This is a genomic window from Pseudaquabacterium pictum, assembly GCF_005403045.1.
Classification (GTDB): Bacteria; Pseudomonadota; Gammaproteobacteria; order Burkholderiales; family Burkholderiaceae_C; genus Pseudaquabacterium; species Pseudaquabacterium pictum.
In genome coordinates this window covers 110705-127390 of sequence record NZ_BJCL01000004.1, presented here as the reverse complement: position 1 = coordinate 127390, position 16686 = coordinate 110705, and the positions used below count along the sequence as shown (strand labels likewise).

The 16686-nt window shown below is 72.5% G+C and carries 15 protein-coding genes; 7 read left to right on the top strand and 8 right to left on the bottom strand.

The window, feature by feature from the left end; all coding sequences use genetic code 11:
• Positions 1 to 15 precede the first annotated feature (15 nt).
• A complete protein-coding gene (locus FFT10_RS10155) occupies positions 16 to 1557 on the top strand; it encodes a sensor histidine kinase (protein ID WP_137732705.1) in 1542 nt (513 codons plus the stop codon).
• On the opposite strand, the gene FFT10_RS10150 is transcribed toward FFT10_RS10155, so the two are convergent.
• From FFT10_RS10150 to FFT10_RS10130, 5 genes are read right to left on the bottom strand one after another with little or no spacing between them, the layout of a single operon-like run.
• Positions 1535 to 3433, bottom strand: a complete 1899-nt coding sequence (locus FFT10_RS10150) for a hybrid sensor histidine kinase/response regulator (protein ID WP_162520750.1) — start codon at positions 3431 to 3433, stop codon at positions 1535 to 1537. The genes FFT10_RS10155 and FFT10_RS10150 overlap by 23 nt on opposite strands.
• Before the next feature lie 7 nt (positions 3434 to 3440).
• Positions 3441 to 5333, bottom strand: a complete 1893-nt coding sequence (locus FFT10_RS10145) for a sensor histidine kinase (protein WP_137732703.1) — start codon at positions 5331 to 5333, stop codon at positions 3441 to 3443.
• A gap of 22 nt (positions 5334 to 5355) precedes the next feature.
• Positions 5356 to 6222, bottom strand: a complete 867-nt coding sequence (locus tag FFT10_RS10140; protein WP_162520749.1) for a sulfurtransferase — start codon at positions 6220 to 6222, stop codon at positions 5356 to 5358.
• 7 nt (positions 6223 to 6229) lie between these two features.
• Positions 6230 to 6802: a ZrgA family zinc uptake protein gene (locus tag FFT10_RS10135; protein ID WP_137732701.1), complete on the bottom strand. Its 573-nt coding sequence runs from the start codon at positions 6800 to 6802 to the stop codon at positions 6230 to 6232.
• The gene (locus tag FFT10_RS10130; RefSeq protein ID WP_137732700.1) at positions 6799 to 7221 is read right to left on the bottom strand and encodes a Fur family transcriptional regulator; all 423 of its coding nucleotides are present in this window, start codon (positions 7219 to 7221) and stop codon (positions 6799 to 6801) included. The genes FFT10_RS10135 and FFT10_RS10130 overlap by 4 nt, the downstream gene beginning before the upstream one ends.
• 69 nt (positions 7222 to 7290) lie before the next feature.
• Between FFT10_RS10130 and FFT10_RS10125 the strand changes: the two genes are divergently transcribed.
• From FFT10_RS10125 to FFT10_RS10105, 5 genes are all read left to right on the top strand, one after another.
• Positions 7291 to 7524 carry a hypothetical protein gene (locus tag FFT10_RS10125; RefSeq protein ID WP_137732699.1) on the top strand — a complete coding sequence of 78 codons (234 nt, stop codon included), beginning with the start codon at positions 7291 to 7293 and terminating at the stop codon, positions 7522 to 7524.
• On the top strand, positions 7521 to 8288 hold the full coding sequence (locus tag FFT10_RS10120) for a metal ABC transporter ATP-binding protein (RefSeq protein ID WP_137732698.1): 768 nt from the start codon (positions 7521 to 7523) through the stop codon (positions 8286 to 8288). The genes FFT10_RS10125 and FFT10_RS10120 overlap by 4 nt, the downstream gene beginning before the upstream one ends.
• Positions 8288 to 9172: a metal ABC transporter permease gene (locus tag FFT10_RS10115; protein WP_373282501.1), complete on the top strand. Its 885-nt coding sequence runs from the start codon at positions 8288 to 8290 to the stop codon at positions 9170 to 9172. The genes FFT10_RS10120 and FFT10_RS10115 overlap by 1 nt, the downstream gene beginning before the upstream one ends.
• A complete protein-coding gene (locus tag FFT10_RS10110) occupies positions 9169 to 10059 on the top strand; it encodes a metal ABC transporter solute-binding protein, Zn/Mn family (RefSeq protein WP_137732696.1) in 891 nt (296 codons plus the stop codon). Before FFT10_RS10115 ends, FFT10_RS10110 begins: the two co-directional genes overlap by 4 nt.
• 920 nt (positions 10060 to 10979) lie before the next feature.
• Positions 10980 to 11558, top strand: coding sequence for a hypothetical protein (locus FFT10_RS10105; RefSeq protein WP_137732695.1), 579 nt, complete (start codon positions 10980 to 10982; stop codon positions 11556 to 11558).
• A gap of 201 nt (positions 11559 to 11759) precedes the next feature.
• On the opposite strand, the gene FFT10_RS10100 is transcribed toward FFT10_RS10105, so the two are convergent.
• The 3 genes from FFT10_RS10100 to FFT10_RS10090 form a co-directional block, all read right to left on the bottom strand.
• Positions 11760 to 12740: an FAD:protein FMN transferase gene (locus FFT10_RS10100; RefSeq protein WP_228027047.1), complete on the bottom strand. Its 981-nt coding sequence runs from the start codon at positions 12738 to 12740 to the stop codon at positions 11760 to 11762.
• Positions 12737 to 14887: a 4Fe-4S binding protein gene (locus FFT10_RS10095; protein WP_137732694.1), complete on the bottom strand. Its 2151-nt coding sequence runs from the start codon at positions 14885 to 14887 to the stop codon at positions 12737 to 12739. Before FFT10_RS10095 ends, FFT10_RS10100 begins: the two co-directional genes overlap by 4 nt.
• 189 nt (positions 14888 to 15076) lie before the next feature.
• Positions 15077 to 15670, bottom strand: coding sequence for a GNAT family N-acetyltransferase (locus tag FFT10_RS10090; RefSeq protein ID WP_162520748.1), 594 nt, complete (start codon positions 15668 to 15670; stop codon positions 15077 to 15079).
• Positions 15671 to 15768: 98 nt separating this feature from the next.
• On the opposite strand from FFT10_RS10090, the gene FFT10_RS10085 reads away from it, so the two are divergent.
• Positions 15769 to 16683: a ChaN family lipoprotein gene (locus FFT10_RS10085; RefSeq protein ID WP_228027046.1), complete on the top strand. Its 915-nt coding sequence runs from the start codon at positions 15769 to 15771 to the stop codon at positions 16681 to 16683.
• Positions 16684 to 16686: the final 3 nt, after the last annotated feature.

Below are 16686 nucleotides of genomic sequence, written 5' to 3'. Positions count from 1 at the left end.
CCAGAATCGCGCCCCATGGACGCATTGGACGACGAACGCCGCCTGGTCGCGCTGAACGCGCTGGCGGTGCTGGACACGCCCCCCGAGCCGGTGTTCGACGCCATCACCGCGCTGGCGGCGCAGGTGTGCGAGGTGCCGATCGCGCTGGTGTCGCTGGTCGACGTGGACCGCCAGTGGTTCAAGTCCAACATCGGGCTGCCCGGCGTCACCCAGACGCCGCGCGAGGTGGCCTTCTGCCACCATGCCATCGAGCAGACTGCCGTGCTGGAGGTGACCGACGCCCAGGCCGACCCACGCTTCTGCGACAACCCGCTGGTGACCGGCCGGCCGGACATCCGCTTCTACGCCGGCGCGCCCATCGAGGTGGCCGGCGGCCACCGCATCGGCACGGTGTGCGTGATCGACCGCCAGCCGCGGCAGCTGACGCCCGGCCAGCGCAGCGTGCTGGTCGGCCTGGCCCACATCGCCAGCCTGGCGCTGGCCGACCGGCGTACCCGCCTGGAAGCGGTGCAGGCGCTGGCCACCAGCGAGGCCCGCTACCGCGCCATCGTGGAGGATCAGAGCGAACTGATCTCGGTGGCCGACCCGGACGGCACCTTGCGCTTCGTCAACGCGGCCTATGCGCACCACTTCGGCCTGGCGCCGCAGGACATGGCGGGCCGCAACCTGCTCGACTTCGTCGCCGATGCCGATCGTCCCGCGGTTGCCATGCACCTGGCCGCGACACGGCAGAGCCGGGCGGCGGCGTCCGGCGTCAACCGCATGCGCTCCGCGGCGGGCGAGGCGCGCTGGGTGTCGTGGGTCAACCGCCCTCTGCTCGGGGCCGACGGCGAGGTGCAGGCGATCCAGTCGGTGGGCCGGGACATCACCGAGCAGCGCCTGGCCGAAGACGGCCTGCGCACGGCCGTGGCCGAGCGCGAGACGCTGCTCAAGGAGGTCTACCACCGCGTCAAGAACAACCTGCAGATGGTGCAGAGCCTGCTCAGCCTGCAGCAGCGCGGCCTGGCCGATCCGCAGGCACAGCGCGCTCTGCAGGACAGCTCGCGCCGCGTCCGGGCCATGGCCATGGTGCACGAGCGGCTGTACCAGGCCGGCGACCTGGGCTCGTTGCCGCTGCGCGGGTACACGGCCGATCTGCTGCGGCAGATCGACGAAGCCACCGGCGCGTCACGGCACGGCGTGTCGCTGCAGGCCGAGGTGCTGGACCTGCACTGCCAGCCCGACAGCGCCATTCCATACGGCCTCATCCTGACCGAACTCGTGACCAATGCGATGGAGCACGCGTTCATCGGCCGGACCACCGGCCGGGTGCAGATCGAGCTGACGCTGCAGGACGGTGTGCCGGTGCTGTCGATCGCCGACGATGGCCTGGGCCTGCCGGCGGGCTTCGATGTCCAGGCGCCGTCCTCGATGGGCCTGCAGCTGGCCAGCGCCCTGGTGACGCAACTCGGCGGTCGGCTGCAAGCGACATCGGCCCCGGGCGCGCGGTTCAGCGCTGCCCTGCCGAGGCTGGTGGCCGCGCCGCAGCCGGTGGTCAGCCCGCTGCAGGCAAGGTGACGGTGACCGTGGTGCCGACGCGGGCCTGACTCGTCAACCGCAGCGTGCCGTTCATCTCGGCCACCAGTGCCTTGCAGATCACCATCCCGAGACCGGTGCCCTCCACGCGCGTGCGCTCGGCACCCAGGCGGTCGAAGGGCTGAAACAGGCGCTCCAGCTGCTGCGGCGTCATGCCGATCCCGGTGTCCTGCACGGTGATGGTCACGCCACCGGTGGCATCGGCCTGCGCCGCCACCTGCACCTGGCCGCCCTGCCGGTTGTACTTGATGGCGTTGGATCCCAGGTTCAACAACACCTGGCGCAGGCGCTGCGCATCGGCCAGCACCTGCAGGCCGGCGGGGACAGCGGCCGACAGCGTGATGCCATGCGACTGCGCCAGACCTTCGAGCAGCATGCGGGTGTCCTCGACGGCGCGGACCACCGGCGTGGGCTGCAGATCCAGCTGCAGCGAGCCCTGCGAGGCGCGGTTCAGATCGAGCAGGTCCGTCACCAGGCCGAGCAGATGTTCGCCAGCGCTGCGGATGTGGTCGACGTAGAGCCGCAGCTGCTGGGGTTCGAGCGCCGCGTTGCCCATCTGCATCAGCTGCGCGAAGCCGATCACCGCATTGAGCGGCGTGCGCATCTCGTGGCTGACGCGTGACAGGAACTCGCTCTTGTGCGCGCTGGCCAGCTCGCTGGCTTCGCGGCGCATGCGCTCCTGCGCCAGTTCGGCCAGGTGCTCGGCGGCCTGCTTCTGCTCGCTCAGGTCGTGCACCTGGTAGAGGTGGCAGGTCGCATTCGGGCCGTCGTTGAGCTGGGAGACGCTGACCAGCGTCCACACCGGCTCCTGCGGTGCCGGCCGGAGGTAGCGCTTCTCGAACTGCACCACCAGGGCCTGGCCCGCCGCCAGCTCGTGCAGGCGCCGGGCCTCGTGCTCGCGGTCGGCCGCGAAGGTGAGGTCGACCTGGCTGCCGCTCTGCAGCTGTTCGCGCGGCAGCCGCAGCAGGCGGCACAGCGCATCGTTGACCTGGAGGAAGCGGCCGTCGAAGGACACCAGCGCCATGCCCAGCGGCGCCAGGTCGAAGGCACTGCGGAAACGTTCCTCGCTGGCGCGCAGCTGGGCTTCGTGCGCCAGGCGCTCGGTCGCGTCGCGCAGCACCAGCACCGCCCCCAGCGGCTGGCCATCGTCCGTGCGGACGGGGCCGGCGCTGTTGTCCACCACCCGCTCGGAGCCTTCCCGGCGCTGCAGCCGCCGGCCATGCGCGACCGGCCTGGGCCGGCCCTCCGCGATGACGCCGCGCACCAGGGCCGACGCGGCCTCTGCCAGCCCGTCGTCGCTGCCTTGCAGCTGGACGACGTCTTCCACCTGGCGCCCGGCGGCATCTTCGCTGGGCCAGCCCGTCAGGCTCTCGGCGGCCGGGTTCAGGAACCGGATCCGCCCCTCCAGATCGGTGACCACCACGCCATCGGCCACGCACTGCAAGGTGTTGGCAAACCAGCGGTCGGCCTCGCGCAGCTGCCGTTCCAGCCGCGCCTTGGTCAGCGCCACTTCGATGCCTGCCCGCAGCTCCTTGAGCTGGTACGGCTTCGTGAGGTAGCCATAGGGTGCCGTGCGGGCCGCGCGCTGCACGGTGTCGGCATCGCTGTGCGAAGTGAGGAAGATCAGGGGCGTTGGCCGCTCGCGCTGGATCTGTTCGGCCGCCTGGATGCCATCGCCCGGCCCCTGCAGGCGCACATCCATCAGCACCAGGCTCGGTCGGTGTTCTTGCACCGCAGCCACCGCCTCGGCGGCACTGCCTGCGATGCCGGCCACCAGGTAGCCCAGGTCCTGGAGCTGGAGCTTGAGATCCAGCGCAACGATGGCTTCGTCTTCGACGATCAGGATGGACGGGTTCACAGGTGGGTCAGTCGTGGTCGGGCTTGGCGAACGCAGGCATGGCCGTGGTGAAGACGGCGCCGCCGTCATTGTGCGCCGTGAGCTTGCCGCCCAGCTGCGCGGCGAGGCTGGCGGCCAGCTGCAGGCCCATGGACGCATCGGCGCCGAGCGTGAAGCCTGCGGGGAGACCGGCGCCATCGTCCTGCAGCGTCAGGCGCAGGCCGCGGTCGGCGCGCTCCACCGTCAGCTGCACGGTGCCGCCGGCGCCGGTGGCGAAGCCATGCTTCAGGCTGTTGCTCACCAGTTCGTTGACCAGCAGGCCGTAGGGGATGGCGGCCTCGATCCGGGCCTCGAACACCACCACATCGGCCTGCAACCGCACCCCGCGGGCGCTGGCACCCAGCGTCTCGTCCAGGTACTGCAGCAGCTCCAGCGTGTAGTCGCGCAGGGACACGGCCTCCAGCGATGCCGACTGGTAGAGCCGCTCATGCACCAGCGCCATCGCCCGGACGCGGCTGGCGCTCTCGTCCAGCGCCTCCTGGGCCGCGCGGTCGGCCAGGTTGCGGCGCTGCAGGCGCAGCAGGCTCTGGATGACCTGCAGGTTGTTCTTCACCCGGTGGTAGACCTCGCGCAGCAGGGTCTCGCGCTCCTGCAGGGCGGCATCCAGCCGGCGGCGCTGCGCGAAGCGTTCGGTGATGTCCAGGCTGGCGGCATAGAGCCCGGCGACACGGCCGCTGGCGTCGCGTTCGGGCACCAGCAGGGTGGCCAGTGCCCGATGACCGCGTGCGTCGGTCTCCTCGATCTCGAGGTTCTGCGCCTCGCCCTGCAGCGCCAGCGCGATGGCCGATGCCAGCGGGTCCGTCGCGGCGTGCCCGGTCAGCGCTTCGTGCGTGTGCCCCAGGATGCGCTCGCGCGGCAGGCCGAGATCCTGGCACTGCGTGCGGTTGGCGAAGCGGTAGCGCAGCGACGTGTCGAAGTAGGCGATGCGCAGCGGCAGGTTGTCGGTGAGGGTGCGCAAGAAGGCTTCGCTGCGCTCGGCGTCGACACGCGCATCGACCAGCGCCTGCTGCACTTCTTCGCGGCGACGGATGGTGCGTGACATGCCGAAGGCGCCGGCGAAGAAGGCCACCGACACCAGCCCGAGCAGCACGCCATGCCAGGCCACCCGCTGGCGCCAGGCTGCCAGCGCGTCGGTCAGGGAGATGCCGGCCGAGATGACCAGCGGGAAGTCGCGCACGGTGCGGTAGCTGTAGAGGCGCTCGGTGCCATCGCGCACCACGACCTGCTGCACGGTGTCGTTCGGTGCGCGCGGCAGGTGCTGCGTGAACATGGGCGCGTCGCCCCAATTGCGCAGCGGCAGGGCGTCGTTGCGCGGCGCCGTGGCCAGCAGCCAGCCGTCGCGTGTGAAGAGCGTGGCAAAGCCGTTGTTGCGGGTGTCGGCCGTGTCCAGCAGGCGCTGCAATGGCTGCAGGTCGAGCTGCGCCTGCCAGGCCACGCCGTCCGCGCCGGATGCCGGCGGCACGCGTTTGCCGATCGCCAGGCGCCAGCGGCCGTCGGCATCCCGCCGCAGGCGGTCGACCTGGAGCACGCCGGCGCGGCCTTGTTCCAGGCGTGTGCGCCATGCAGCGTCGGTGCCGGCGCCCACCCCGGCCGGACCTGCCGAGTGCAGGAAGCCGTCGGACGGGAGCACGCCGCGTGCGGGGGCCGGGTTCTGCGCCAGAAGGTCCAGCTCGGCATCGGCGCGCCGGAACAGCTGGTGTGCGGTCTCTTCCAGCAGACGCACCAGCGCCGCAGTCTGGCCACGGGCGGTCTGGACGGCCTGCATCCGTTCCCGGTACAGGTCGTAGGCGGCCGACCCGATCAGGGTCAGGCAGGCGAGGCTGGCGATGGCATACGGTTGGAGTCGCGGGCGCAGGATCATCGGCAGTCGGGCTCTGCCCGCATCACGGCACCGTGTCCATCGGCAGCGCCGGATCGGCCGCCCACTCCTGCAGTGAGCCGTCGTACACCGCCACGTTGGCGTGGCCCGCCAGCGTCAGCGCCATCGCATCCACCGTGGCCGCGATGCCGCCGCCGCAATAACACAGCACCCGTGCGGCGCCCAGCGCGCCGACACCGTCCAGCGCCGTGCGCAGCTGCTCGGCCGGCAGGAAGCGGCCGTGGCCATCCAGCAGCGCGCTGTAGGGCAGGTTCACGCTGCCCAGGATGTGGCCCGGCCGGCCGTAGTGGATGGGCGCGGTGCCGGCATGCAGTGCCTCGGACAGCGCATTGAGCGTGCACACCCGCTGGTTGCCGATGGCCAGCAGCAGGTCCTGCTTGTCGGCCCAGCGTGCCGGCTGCGGGCGCGGTGTCCACGGTGCCGCCGGCGGGTAGGTGCTGGCATCGGTGACGACGGGCCGGCCTTCGGCACGCCACAGCGGCAGGCCGCCATCGAGCACCTGCGCCGCCACGCCGATGGACTGCAGCAGCCACCACACCCGCGTGGCCCACATGGCGTTGGTGCTGCTGTAGAGCACGCAGTCGTCGCCGTCGCCCAGCCCGGCCGCGGCAAAGGCAGCGGCCAGCCGCGCCGGCCCTGGCTGGGTGAAACGCAGCGGCGAGGCGGTGTCCGACAGCGCGGCCTGCAGATCGATGTGGGCGGCGCCGGGGATGTGGGCGGCCAGGTAGTCGGCCCGGCCGCTTTCCACCGCCCAGGGCCCGGGCGTGGCCGGGCGCAGGTGGGTGGTGACGTCGAACAGCCGCAGCGGCCGGCCACCGGGCGCCGCGGCCAGGCGGTCGGCCAGGGCCTGGGTGCTGATCAGCGGATGCATCGCGACCTCACCAGGCCAGCGTGGCCTGCTTCGGCCGCAGCTTGGCGCCGCGCTGCACGCCGGGTGCGGCCAGCGCGGCATCCAGCTGCTTCAGCCGCGGAAAGGCCTGGAACAGCCCGGCCACGTCCAGCGCCTTCAGCGCCTGCGGCTGCGCACACTGGAAGCGGAAGCCCGCCTCCAGGTCGGCATGACCGCTGCCGGCGGCGGCCGGTGCCGCGGCGGTGGTGGCTGCGGCCGTGGCCGCCAGCAGGGCCGGGGCGATGACGTCGGACGCCAGATCCACGCCCTGCAGCTGGCACTGGGCCGCGGCGGCCGGCACCAGCAGCGTGCCGGCGTTGCGCAGCCGCTGGGCCATGGCCTGCACCGCCTTGCGCTCGGCCTCGGTGCGCGGGCCGCGCTCGAAGCCCAGCAGGTTGTCCAGCGGGCTGTCGAGGCTGACGGTCAGGCTGTTGCCGTCGACCACCACCTGCAGCGCGGCCACGCCATGCTGGTGGGCGCCGGCGGCCTGGGCGGCGCCCACCAGCAGGGCGGACAGGGCCAGCGCCAGGGCAGCGTGGCGGCGGATGCGGCGGGGGGTCATGCGGGGCCTCCTGATCGAATGGGCACGCGCACCGGCTTGCCGCGCACCGGCGGCGCACAGTCCTGGCAGCAGCCGTAGAGCGTGAGCTCATGCGCCTCGACCAGGAAGCCGGCCGGTGCCATGTGCGCCATGTCGCCCGGGCAGTGGTGCACGTCGAACACCCGCTGGCAGCGGGTGCACTGGAAGTGGTGGTGGTGGGCCTGGCGCGCCGGCTCGTAGCGGGCGCTGTCGCCGGGCAGCGTCACCTGCTGGATCTCGCCGGCCTCGACCAGCAGCTTCAGGTTGCGGTAGACGGTGGCCAGGCCCAGGCCGGCCACGGCCGCCTGCGAGGCGGCCAGCACTTCCTGCGGCGACAGCGGGCGCTGTGCAGCGTCGATGGCGGCGCGGATGGCGCTGCGCTGGCGGGTCGATCGTTCCATGGGCAGCAGTGTGCAACAGCCCTGCATGGTACGATATTGAGAAAGCGATTTCATCAAGACAGGCCCCGCGTGTCACGTCCAGCGGCTTCGGCCACGCCCGCGGCCCATGTGCACACCCATGCGCATGCCCATGGGCCCGGCCAAGGCGACCACCACCACCCTCCTGCGCCCGCGGCTGCCCCGCTGCGCGCCATGCTGCCCAGCCTGCTGATGGCCGGCGTCGGCACCCGCCTGCTCGGCGTGGCCGGCCTGCTGGCCCTGCTGTGGCTGGCCGTGGCCTGGGCCCTGGGCGAACCCGCATGATCACGCTGGACAACGTCACCCTCTGCTACCGCGACCGCCCTGCGGTGCACCACCTCAGCGGCCAGTTCGCGCCGGGCAGCCTGACGGCCATCGTCGGCCCCAACGGCGCCGGCAAGAGCACGCTGCTGGGCGGGCTGATGGGCCGCATCGCGCCCAGCACCGGCCGCATCGGCCTGCCCGCCGGCCTGGCCGGCCGCATCGCCTACCTGCCTCAGCAGGCCGACATCGACCGCAGTTTTCCGGTGAGCGTGCTGGATGTGGTGATGCTGGGCCACTGGGGCCGGCTGGGTGCCTGGCGTGCCGGCGGCGCCGCGCACCGCACCCAGGCACTGGAGGCCCTGGCCGCCGTGGGCCTGGCCGGCGTGGAGCGGCGGGCCATCGGCGAGCTGTCGGCCGGGCAGTTCCAGCGGGTGCTGTTCGCCCGCTTGCTGCTGCAGGACGCGCCGGTACTCCTGCTGGACGAACCATTCAACGCCATCGACGAGCGCACCACCGCCGATCTGCTGACCCTGCTGCACCGCTGGCATGCCGAGGGCCGCACCGTGGTGGCGGTGCTGCACGACCTGGCCCAGGTGCGGGCGCATTTCCCGCACACCCTGCTGCTGGCCCGCGAACCCATCGCCTGGGGCGCCACCACCGAGGTGCTGCAGCCGCAGCACCTGCAGCGCGCCCGCCTGCAGGCCGAGCACTGGGAGGCGCAGGCGCCCTGGTGCGAGGCGCCCGGCAGCGCAGCCGCCCTCCCCGGCCCGCGGATCGCCGCATGATGCTGGGCGCGGCTGTCCATGGGGCGCTGGTCCAGCCCTTCATCGAGTTCGGCTTCATGCGCCGGGCCCTGGTGGCCTGCCTGGCCCTGGGCCTGAGCTGCGGCCCGGTGGGCACGCTGCTGGTGCTGCGCCGCATGAGCCTGGCCGGCGATGCGATGGCCCATGCCCTGCTGCCTGGCGCGGCGGTGGCCTTCCTGCTGGTGGGTCTGAGCCTGCCGGCGATGAGCCTGGGCGCCTTCATCGCCGCGCTGGCGGTGGCCGCGCTGGCCGGCGGCGTGGCCCGCTTCACCGCCCAGCGTGAAGACGCCAGCCTGGCCGGCTTCTACCTGATCGCGCTGGCCGCCGGGGTGATGCTGATCTCGCTGCGCGGCAACAGCGTCGACCTGATGCGGGTGCTGTTCGGCAGCATCCTGGCGGTGGACGACGCGGCGCTGCTGCTGGTGGCCGGCGTGTCCAGCGCCAGCCTGCTGGTGCTGGCCCTGGTGTGGCGGCCGCTGCTGGTGGAGTGCTTCGACCCCGGCTTCCTGCGCGCGGTGGGCGGCCATGGCGGTCTGCACCACCAGCTGTTCCTGGTGCTGCTGGTGGCCAACCTGGTGGCGGGCTTCCAGGCCCTGGGCACGCTGATGGCCGTGGGCCTGCTGATGCTGCCGGCCATCGCCGCGCGCTGCTGGGCGCACAGCGTGGCCCGGCTGTCGGCCATCGCCTGCGGCATTGCCGCGGCCTGCGGCTACGGCGGGCTGCTGCTGTCTTACCACTTCGGCCTGCCCTCGGGCCCGGCCATCGTGCTGCTGGCCGGCGCGGTGTACCTGGTCTCGCTGTGCATCGGCACGCGTGACAGCCTGCGCACCCGCTTCTTCACCGCCCACCGCCACCGCGCCGCATGACCCCGTTGCTGACCCGCCGCCAGGCCCTGATCGCCTGCGCCCTGCCCGCCTTCGCCACGGTTGCCAGGGCTGCCGAGCCGCTGAAGGTGGTGGCCAGCTTCAGCCTGCTGGCCGACATGGTGGCGCAGGTGGGCGGCGACGCCGTGTCGGTGCATGCCCTGGTGGGCCCGGATGCCGACGCCCATGCCTTCACCCCGGCGCCGGCCGATGCGCAGCGGCTGGCCAAGGCCGACCTGATCGTCGTCAACGGCCTGGGCTTCGAGGGCTGGATCGACCGGCTGGTGCGGGCCTCCGGCAGCAAGGCGCCGGTGGTGGTGGCCAGCCAGGGCATCAACGTGCGGCGCATCGGCAAGACCACCGATCCACATGCCTGGCAGAGCCTGGAGGCGGCGCAGCGCTATGTGGAGAACATCCGCGCCGCGCTGGTGGCGGCACGGCCGGCCCAGGCCGGCGCCATCAATGCCCGCGCCGCCGACTACACCACCCGCCTGGCCACGCTGGACGCCAGCGTGCGCGGCCGGCTGGCCGCCATCCCGCCGGGCGAGCGCAAGCTGGTCACCTCGCACGATGCCTTCGGCTACATGGCCGATGCCTGGGGCCTGGACATGCGCGCCGCCCAGGGCTGGACCACCGCGGGCGAGGCCTCGGCCGCCGACGTGGCGCGGCTGATCCGCCAGCTGAAGGCGCAGAAGGTGCGTGCGCTGTTCGTCGAGAACATCAGCGATCCGCGGCTGGTCGAGCGCATCGCCCGCGAGGCCGGCGCCACCGTGGGCGGCACGCTGTACAGCGACGCGCTGTCGCCGCCCGGCAGCCGCGCCGACACCTACCTGAAGCTGATGGCGCACAACGCCGACACGCTGCTGGCGGCGTTGACGGCCGGCCGCTGAGCCGGCCCTGGGCAGTTGACCTGCCAGCAGGCGCCTTGCCTGGCAGGTGCAGCACGGTGCTGGTGGTCTGAGCCTGGCTTGTGCGCGGCGGTGGCCCAGACGTTGACTGCAGCTTGCAGGCGACAGCTTTCTTGAAGGCCAACTGCGCTGGTCGATGCGTGCATTCGACCCATTCCTGCCCGTCAAGCTTCTCCGAAGCAGCTCCGACGCTCGGACCCACTTTTTCGGGTTCAACGTCTCCGAAGCGGCCGTTCGTGACCTCACAGACCGGGCCAGTTCCGGTCGTACACGGCCAGCCGCTTCAGAGTATCTCGCCTGGTCGGTACTAACGCCGGCGGCGGCATTGCGGTAACCACCCGAAGGTAGGCATCCGCAAGTTGGCACTAGTAGATTGGCGCCCGACAGGGCGATTGCGACGTCGTGCGCAGCTTGAGACCTTCCGAGCTCACCACCTCAGGAGCCTCGCGTGCAAGCCGTCGGCCGAACGCCTCAGAGGGCGCCGGACGGCGCCCCGCCGCACTACGAACGCCACCGCCCTAAGCAGACCACGCTGTACCGCCTGGTGCAGAAGCACGCGGCCGGCTTCATTGCGCACACTGAGGCCTGTAGGCTCGGGGGCGGTAGCCGGAGAGCATGCGATATTGCCGAGGCAGCGCTTCAAGTCGTGAAAGGTAAGGCAGGCTGAAATTGAGCCGAACCTGCACATTTGCCCCGAAAGCGTCCAGGTTCTTTGTCCCGAGCAGACCTTTTCAGCGTCGCTTGACCCACCGCCTGAGCCGTCGGCTTTGCCTTGATGCCGCCCCGGGCGGCAGGCGGCACCAGGCGGGGGAATGCGCGGCGAGTTCGTTCAACACGGGATGCCTGAGCGGCGGGCCGCTTCGGCGGCTATGCTGACTTGACCTTGACCTAAGACTCACGCAATGAACTTTGCCATCGAAGATTGCAATCTGAAGGTTATCCGGGACTTCTGGGGCGGGCGGGCGACGTTGGCCTGCGGGATGACCTACCGACAGTTGCTCGAGACACCGCCGCAGGAGTTTCTTGAACGGCCGGAATTGCTCGACTGGCTGCTTCCGGTCGACTTCCCCGCATCGAAGACGAATGGTGGCCCGCCCAGCATTACCGCTGCTCAAGCAGCGACCCTCTGGACTGACTCTGAGGTGTCGATTTGCTGCAAAACCATCTTTCTGCACTGGATGGACATCAATGGCTTTGCCCATGACTCGGAGGGTTGGGTTTACACGAACAGGCATGCCTATGGCGCGGCGTATGAGCTGCATCGCCAACTCCTGGACAAGCCCGAGCGAATTGCACGGGCCTTGCGAATGCTCGTCTGGTCCGGCCTGAAAGGGTGGGAAAGCCACGAGCCTGACCGTGCGCCGACATCCTTCGCGCTCGGGCTCTACAGTTGGGGCATCAACCATTGGACGCCCAAGCACAACAAGCGGACCTCACCACCGCCGGAGTGGGACGCCGCCCTGGAAACAAGCCTGCGCTGAGGCCTTGCCTTGGGCTGCGGGAGGCGACGCGCGCTTGCTAGACATCAAGTGTCCGCCTCTGACCGCCGCACCAGACGTCAGCGGTTGGCCGGTTGCAGGCACCGGCGAGCGGCGCCTCTGGAACGTCGTCGAGCCGGCGGCACCATCCCCAAACATGCTCCCAACTTGAAGCTGAAGCGCCCGCAAGCGTGACGCGTTGATTCACCCCCAGCCGGCGCTGGCCTGCACCCGCCCGGCCTTGTCGACCACCACCACGTCCACGCCCCAGCGGCGCGCCTGCGCCAGCGCCTGGGCTGGCGTGCCCATGAACAGCACCTTGGTCAGCGCATCGGCCAGCGTGGTGCTGGGCGCGGCCACCACCGCCGCCGCCAGGTGCGGCGGCGATCGGCCGCTGCGCGGATCGAGGATGTGGTGGTCACGGTGGCTGGCGCCGAAGCGCAGCGTGGCATCGGTCGACACCGCGATGCCGCGGCCGCCAGCCTGCAGTTGGCGCAGCAGCCGGGCGCTGTCACGCGGGTCGGCCAGGCCCAGCTGCCACGGCTGGCCATCCGGTGACTGGCCCAGCGGCGCCCATTCGCCGGTGTCCAGCAGCGCGTGGCCGATGCCGTGCTGCTGCAGCACCTGCCGCGCCAGGTCGGCCGCGTAGCCCTGGGCAATGCCGTTGAGGGTGACCGCCATGTCCGGCCGCACCAAGCGGATGCGCCGAGGCGCCACCTGCAGCGCGCGCCAGTCCACCCGGGCACGCGCTGCGGCCAGCTCGGCTGGCGTCGGCACGCGGCCGGCGCCGCTGGCCTGCTGCCAGGCGGCCCACAGCGGCTGCACCGTCACGTCGAAGGCGCCCTGGCAGCGCGCCGACACCGCCTGCGCCTGCCGCAGCAGGTCGACCAGCGCCGGGTCGGGATCGTCGAGCTGGCCGTCGTGGTTCAGCCGGCACAGCGCGCTGGCAGGATTGAACAGGCTGCACTGCGCCTCCAGGTGGCGCAGACGGGCCACGGCGGTATCCAGCGCGGCATCGGCCCGGCCGCCATCGGCATGGCCGGCGCGCAGCCACAGCGTGGTGCCGAAGCCCAGCAACGCGCGCTCGCGCCACTGCAGGCCGGTGGCCGCCATCCCCAGGCCGGCACCCAGGGCCGCACCGAGACCGAAGGCGCAGCGCAGCCACTGGCGCCGGGTGCCGCTCACCGCACCACCCCGATCGGGATCACCCGCCGCGCCTGCTGCAACAGCGGCAGGCACTGCTGCGCGTCCTGGTGGATGGCCACGCAGTCCAGGCACTGGAAGCACTCGGCGTACTGCACCTGGCCGGCCGGGGTGATGGCCTGGTAGCCGCAGCGGTGGCGGCAGGTCTGGCAGGGCGTGCCGCACTCGGCCCGCCGCGGGATCCAGGCCCAGCGCCGCAGCCCGTCCAGCAGCGCCAACGCCGCGCCCAGCGGGCACAGGTAGCGGCAGTAGCCGCGGAACACCAGCACGCTGGCGCCCACGCAGGCCAGCGCCCAGGCCACGTAGGGCCAGTCGCGCTGGAAGGTCTGGCTGATCGCGGTCTTGAACGGCTCCACCTCCACCGCGGTGTCGGTCCAGCCGGCGGCCAACGCGGCGCCGCTGCACAGCACGGCCAGCACGCCGTATTTCAACCACTTCAACCGCTGGTCCAGCCGGCGGTGCAGCGGGCGCTGGCGCAGGCCCAGCCGGCGCGCCAGCTGGCTGGCCAGCTCCTGCAGCGCGCCGAAGGGGCAGAGCCAGCCGCAGAACGTGCCGCGCCCCCACACCAGCAGCGTGACGCCGGTGAAGGCCCACAGCAACAGGGCCACCGGGTCGGTGAGCAGGAAGTCCAGCGCGCGGCCGGCCACGCCGGCCTCGATGGCGGCGGTGACCGAGACGATGGTGAGCTGCCCCTGCGCCCACCAGCCGATGAAGCCCAGCGTGAACAGCAGGTAGCCGGTGCGGAAGACCGCCAGCCGGCCCGGCCGCGCGGTCAGCCAGCGCTGGCGGGCCAGCGCCACCACCAGCACCACCAGGCCGGTGGCCAGGATCGCCAGATCGACCGTGCGCCGCGCCCAGCCGGCCTGCCAGGCCGGCCGCTCGGGCTGCGGCCGCCAGGTGGCCACCTCGGGCACCGCGAAGGGCCGCTGCACCGCCACCTGCACGGCGCTGCCCGGCTCGGTGCCGCCACGCTGCACCGCCAGCAGCAGGTCCAGCGGCTGCTCGGCATCCAGCCGGGTGCCATCGGCCGCCGGGGCGACGGTGAACAGCCGCGGCACCGCATCGCGGGGCACGCCCGAGCGGCTGCCCGACAAGGCCATGCCGCCGGTCCAGGCCAGCGGCTGCAGCGTGAACAGCCGGCCCTGCTGGCGCAGCTGCAGCACCGCGGCGCGCGCGGCATCGGGTGCGGCGCTCGCCGCCACCGGATAGCGGCCGCCGTCCAGCAGCAGCAGCACGGTGTGGCCCTGCTGGCGGGCGGCGCGCACCTGCTGCCAGCCTGCCGCATCGAACAGGTTGCGCCCCGCTTGCGGCAGGCCGGCCAGGGCGATCCACAGGTCCACCGCCGGGCCGTCGGGCCAGCTGCGGCCGCCGGGGTCACGCCAGGCGGCCGGGCCGTTGTCGAAGGCGGCCTGCACCTGCCGGTTGCTCAGCCGCCAGGGCTGCACCAGGCCCAGGCGCACCAGCTCGTTCCAGCCGGTCTTGCGGTAGCGGTCGTCGGGACCGCGGGGGGGCGACGCGGCAGGCTGGCCGCTGTCGGCCTGGGCGCGCAGCCGCGCCAGCTGCGCGGCCGATTCCAGCACCGCACGGTCGATCGCCAGGGCCGAGACGGTGCCGGTCAGCACGCCGTGCAGCGCGGCGCTGGTGTCGGTGACCTGGCGCTGGGCCGACGCGCTGAGCACCTGGATGTCCTGCTGCAGCGACAGGCCCTTGTACTGCTGCGCAAACGCCGCCAGCACCGCCGTGCCCTGGGGCGAGGTGAACAGCGGCTCGGCATGCGACAGCAGCCGCACGTCGAGGAACACGCCGTCGCGGTCCAGCAGCACCAGCATGTTGACCGGCCGGCCGCCGTAGCCGGCTACCGGCTCCAGGTCGATGGTCTCGAACACATGACCCTGCAGGGTCAGGGCCGCACCCTCGCGACGAAACACCGGCCAGGCCGGCAGGCTGGGGCTGCGCTCACCCAGCACCAGCGGCGGTGGCAGCAGCGCCTGCAGCGCGTTGCGGTCCAGCGTGCCGGCGCCGGCAGGCAGGCCCAGCAGACCCAGCCAGGCGGCCAGCAGCCAGCATGCCAGCCGCCAGCGCAGGCCGCGCGGGCAGGTGGTGGGGGTGGCGGACAGCAGGCTTGCCAAGGTCGCCGCAGCATAGGCCCGGCGCCAGCCCGGGCCGTGTCACCCAGGGGCCGCCTGGTGCCAAGGGTTTCCCTGCCCGTTTTGGCAGCAAGGCTCTTGACAGCCAGCGTTGGCGCGGCCCGGCGGCCGGCCGTTCAGGCTTGCCCACAGGCTTATCCACAGCATCGGTGGACAAGCTGGCGGCACGGTTCAGGCCGTGGGCGGCGCCACCGGCAGCGGGCCCCGGGGGTTCAGCGCCGCCCACAGCACCATGTCGCAGAGCTGGCCATCGACATCGCGCTCGTGCCGGCGCAGCACGCCCTCGCGCTGCAGCAGGCCCAGGCTGTCGGCAAAGTGCAGCGCCCGGGTGTTGCGGGCGTCGCTCATCGCCTCGATGCGCTCGAAACCCAGGTCGAAACACAGCCCGATGACCGCGCGCACCGCCTCGCGCATCAGGCCGCGGCCGGACAGGCGCACATCACCCACGTAGCCGATCTCGCCGCGGGCAGCATCGAAGTCGATGCTGTGCACGTCGATGCGGCCCACCCAGTCGCCGCTGTCGCGGGTGAAGGCATGGAAGGCCAGGTCCAGCCCGGCGGCGCGGCTGTCGGCATCACGCTGGCAGAAGCCCTGGGCCCAGGCCAGATCGCAGGGGCGCAGGCGCCAGGCCACGAAGTCCAGCGTGGCGCGCGAGGCCTGCACACCGGCCGAGAACGCGGCGGCATGGTGCAGGGCCGGTGCTTCCAGGCGCAGGCGGGGGGCGTGCAGGGTCTGTGGCGCAGCGCGCAGATCGAGGGTGGACACGGTGGATGGCAGCGTGGTGGCAGCCGCCGGATGCTGCGCCGGCGCCGGCCTGCACGTCAACCCGCCGGCCGGCCAGGTGGGCAGCGCAGAATGCCGGCATGCCCCCTGCCCAGACCCTGCACCGCCCCCCGACGCACCGCCTGGCCTTGCGCTGGGGCGCCGCGCTGACCGGGCGACTGGTCATGGCGGCGCTCGGGCTGCTGGCCGGCTGTGCCGGCACGGCGCCGCCGCCGGCCGACCTGCCCGCCCTGCGCGCCGGTCCGGGCCAGGCCCTGCTGCTGGGGGAGGTGCATGACAACGCGGCCCAGCATGCCCTGCGGCAAGAACTGCTGGCCGCCCTGATGGCCCGCGGCGACCGCCCTGCCCTGCTGATGGAACAGCTCGACCGCGAGCGGCAGCCGGCACTGGATGCCGCCAGCCGCCCCGGCGGCGACCTGTCGCCTGCCGCGCTGGACGCGCAGGTGGATGCGGTGGTGCAGGCCGCTGGCTCGGCACCGGGCTGGCACTGGCCCTTCTACACCCCCTACATCCGCCTGGCGCTGCTGCATGGCCTGCCGATCGTGGCGGCGAATGTCCCGCGCGCCGAGGCGCGCACGGTGATGCAGCAGGGCCTGGCCGCAACCGGCTTCGACGCCGCCGTGCCCGACGACATCGCCCGTGCCCAGGCCACGGCGATCGAGGCCAGCCACTGCGGCCAGCTGACTGCCGCGCAGGCGGCGCGGCTGGCGCTGGCGCAGGTGGCGCGCGACCAGTTCATGGCCCGCCTGGTGGCCCGGCATGCCGGCCGCGGCGTGGTGCTGCTGGCCGGCAATGGCCATGTGCGCAGCGACATCGGCGTGCCGAGCTGGCTGCCGGCCGACCTGCGCGCGCGCACCCGGGTGGTGGGCGCGCTGGAGGCCGACAGCACCGGGCCCGCCGCCTACGACACCGTGCTGCGCACCGCCGCGCAACCCCGCACCGACCCCTGCGCCGGCATGCGCATGCCTGCCACACCCACCCCGGCCCCCCGCTGAGGG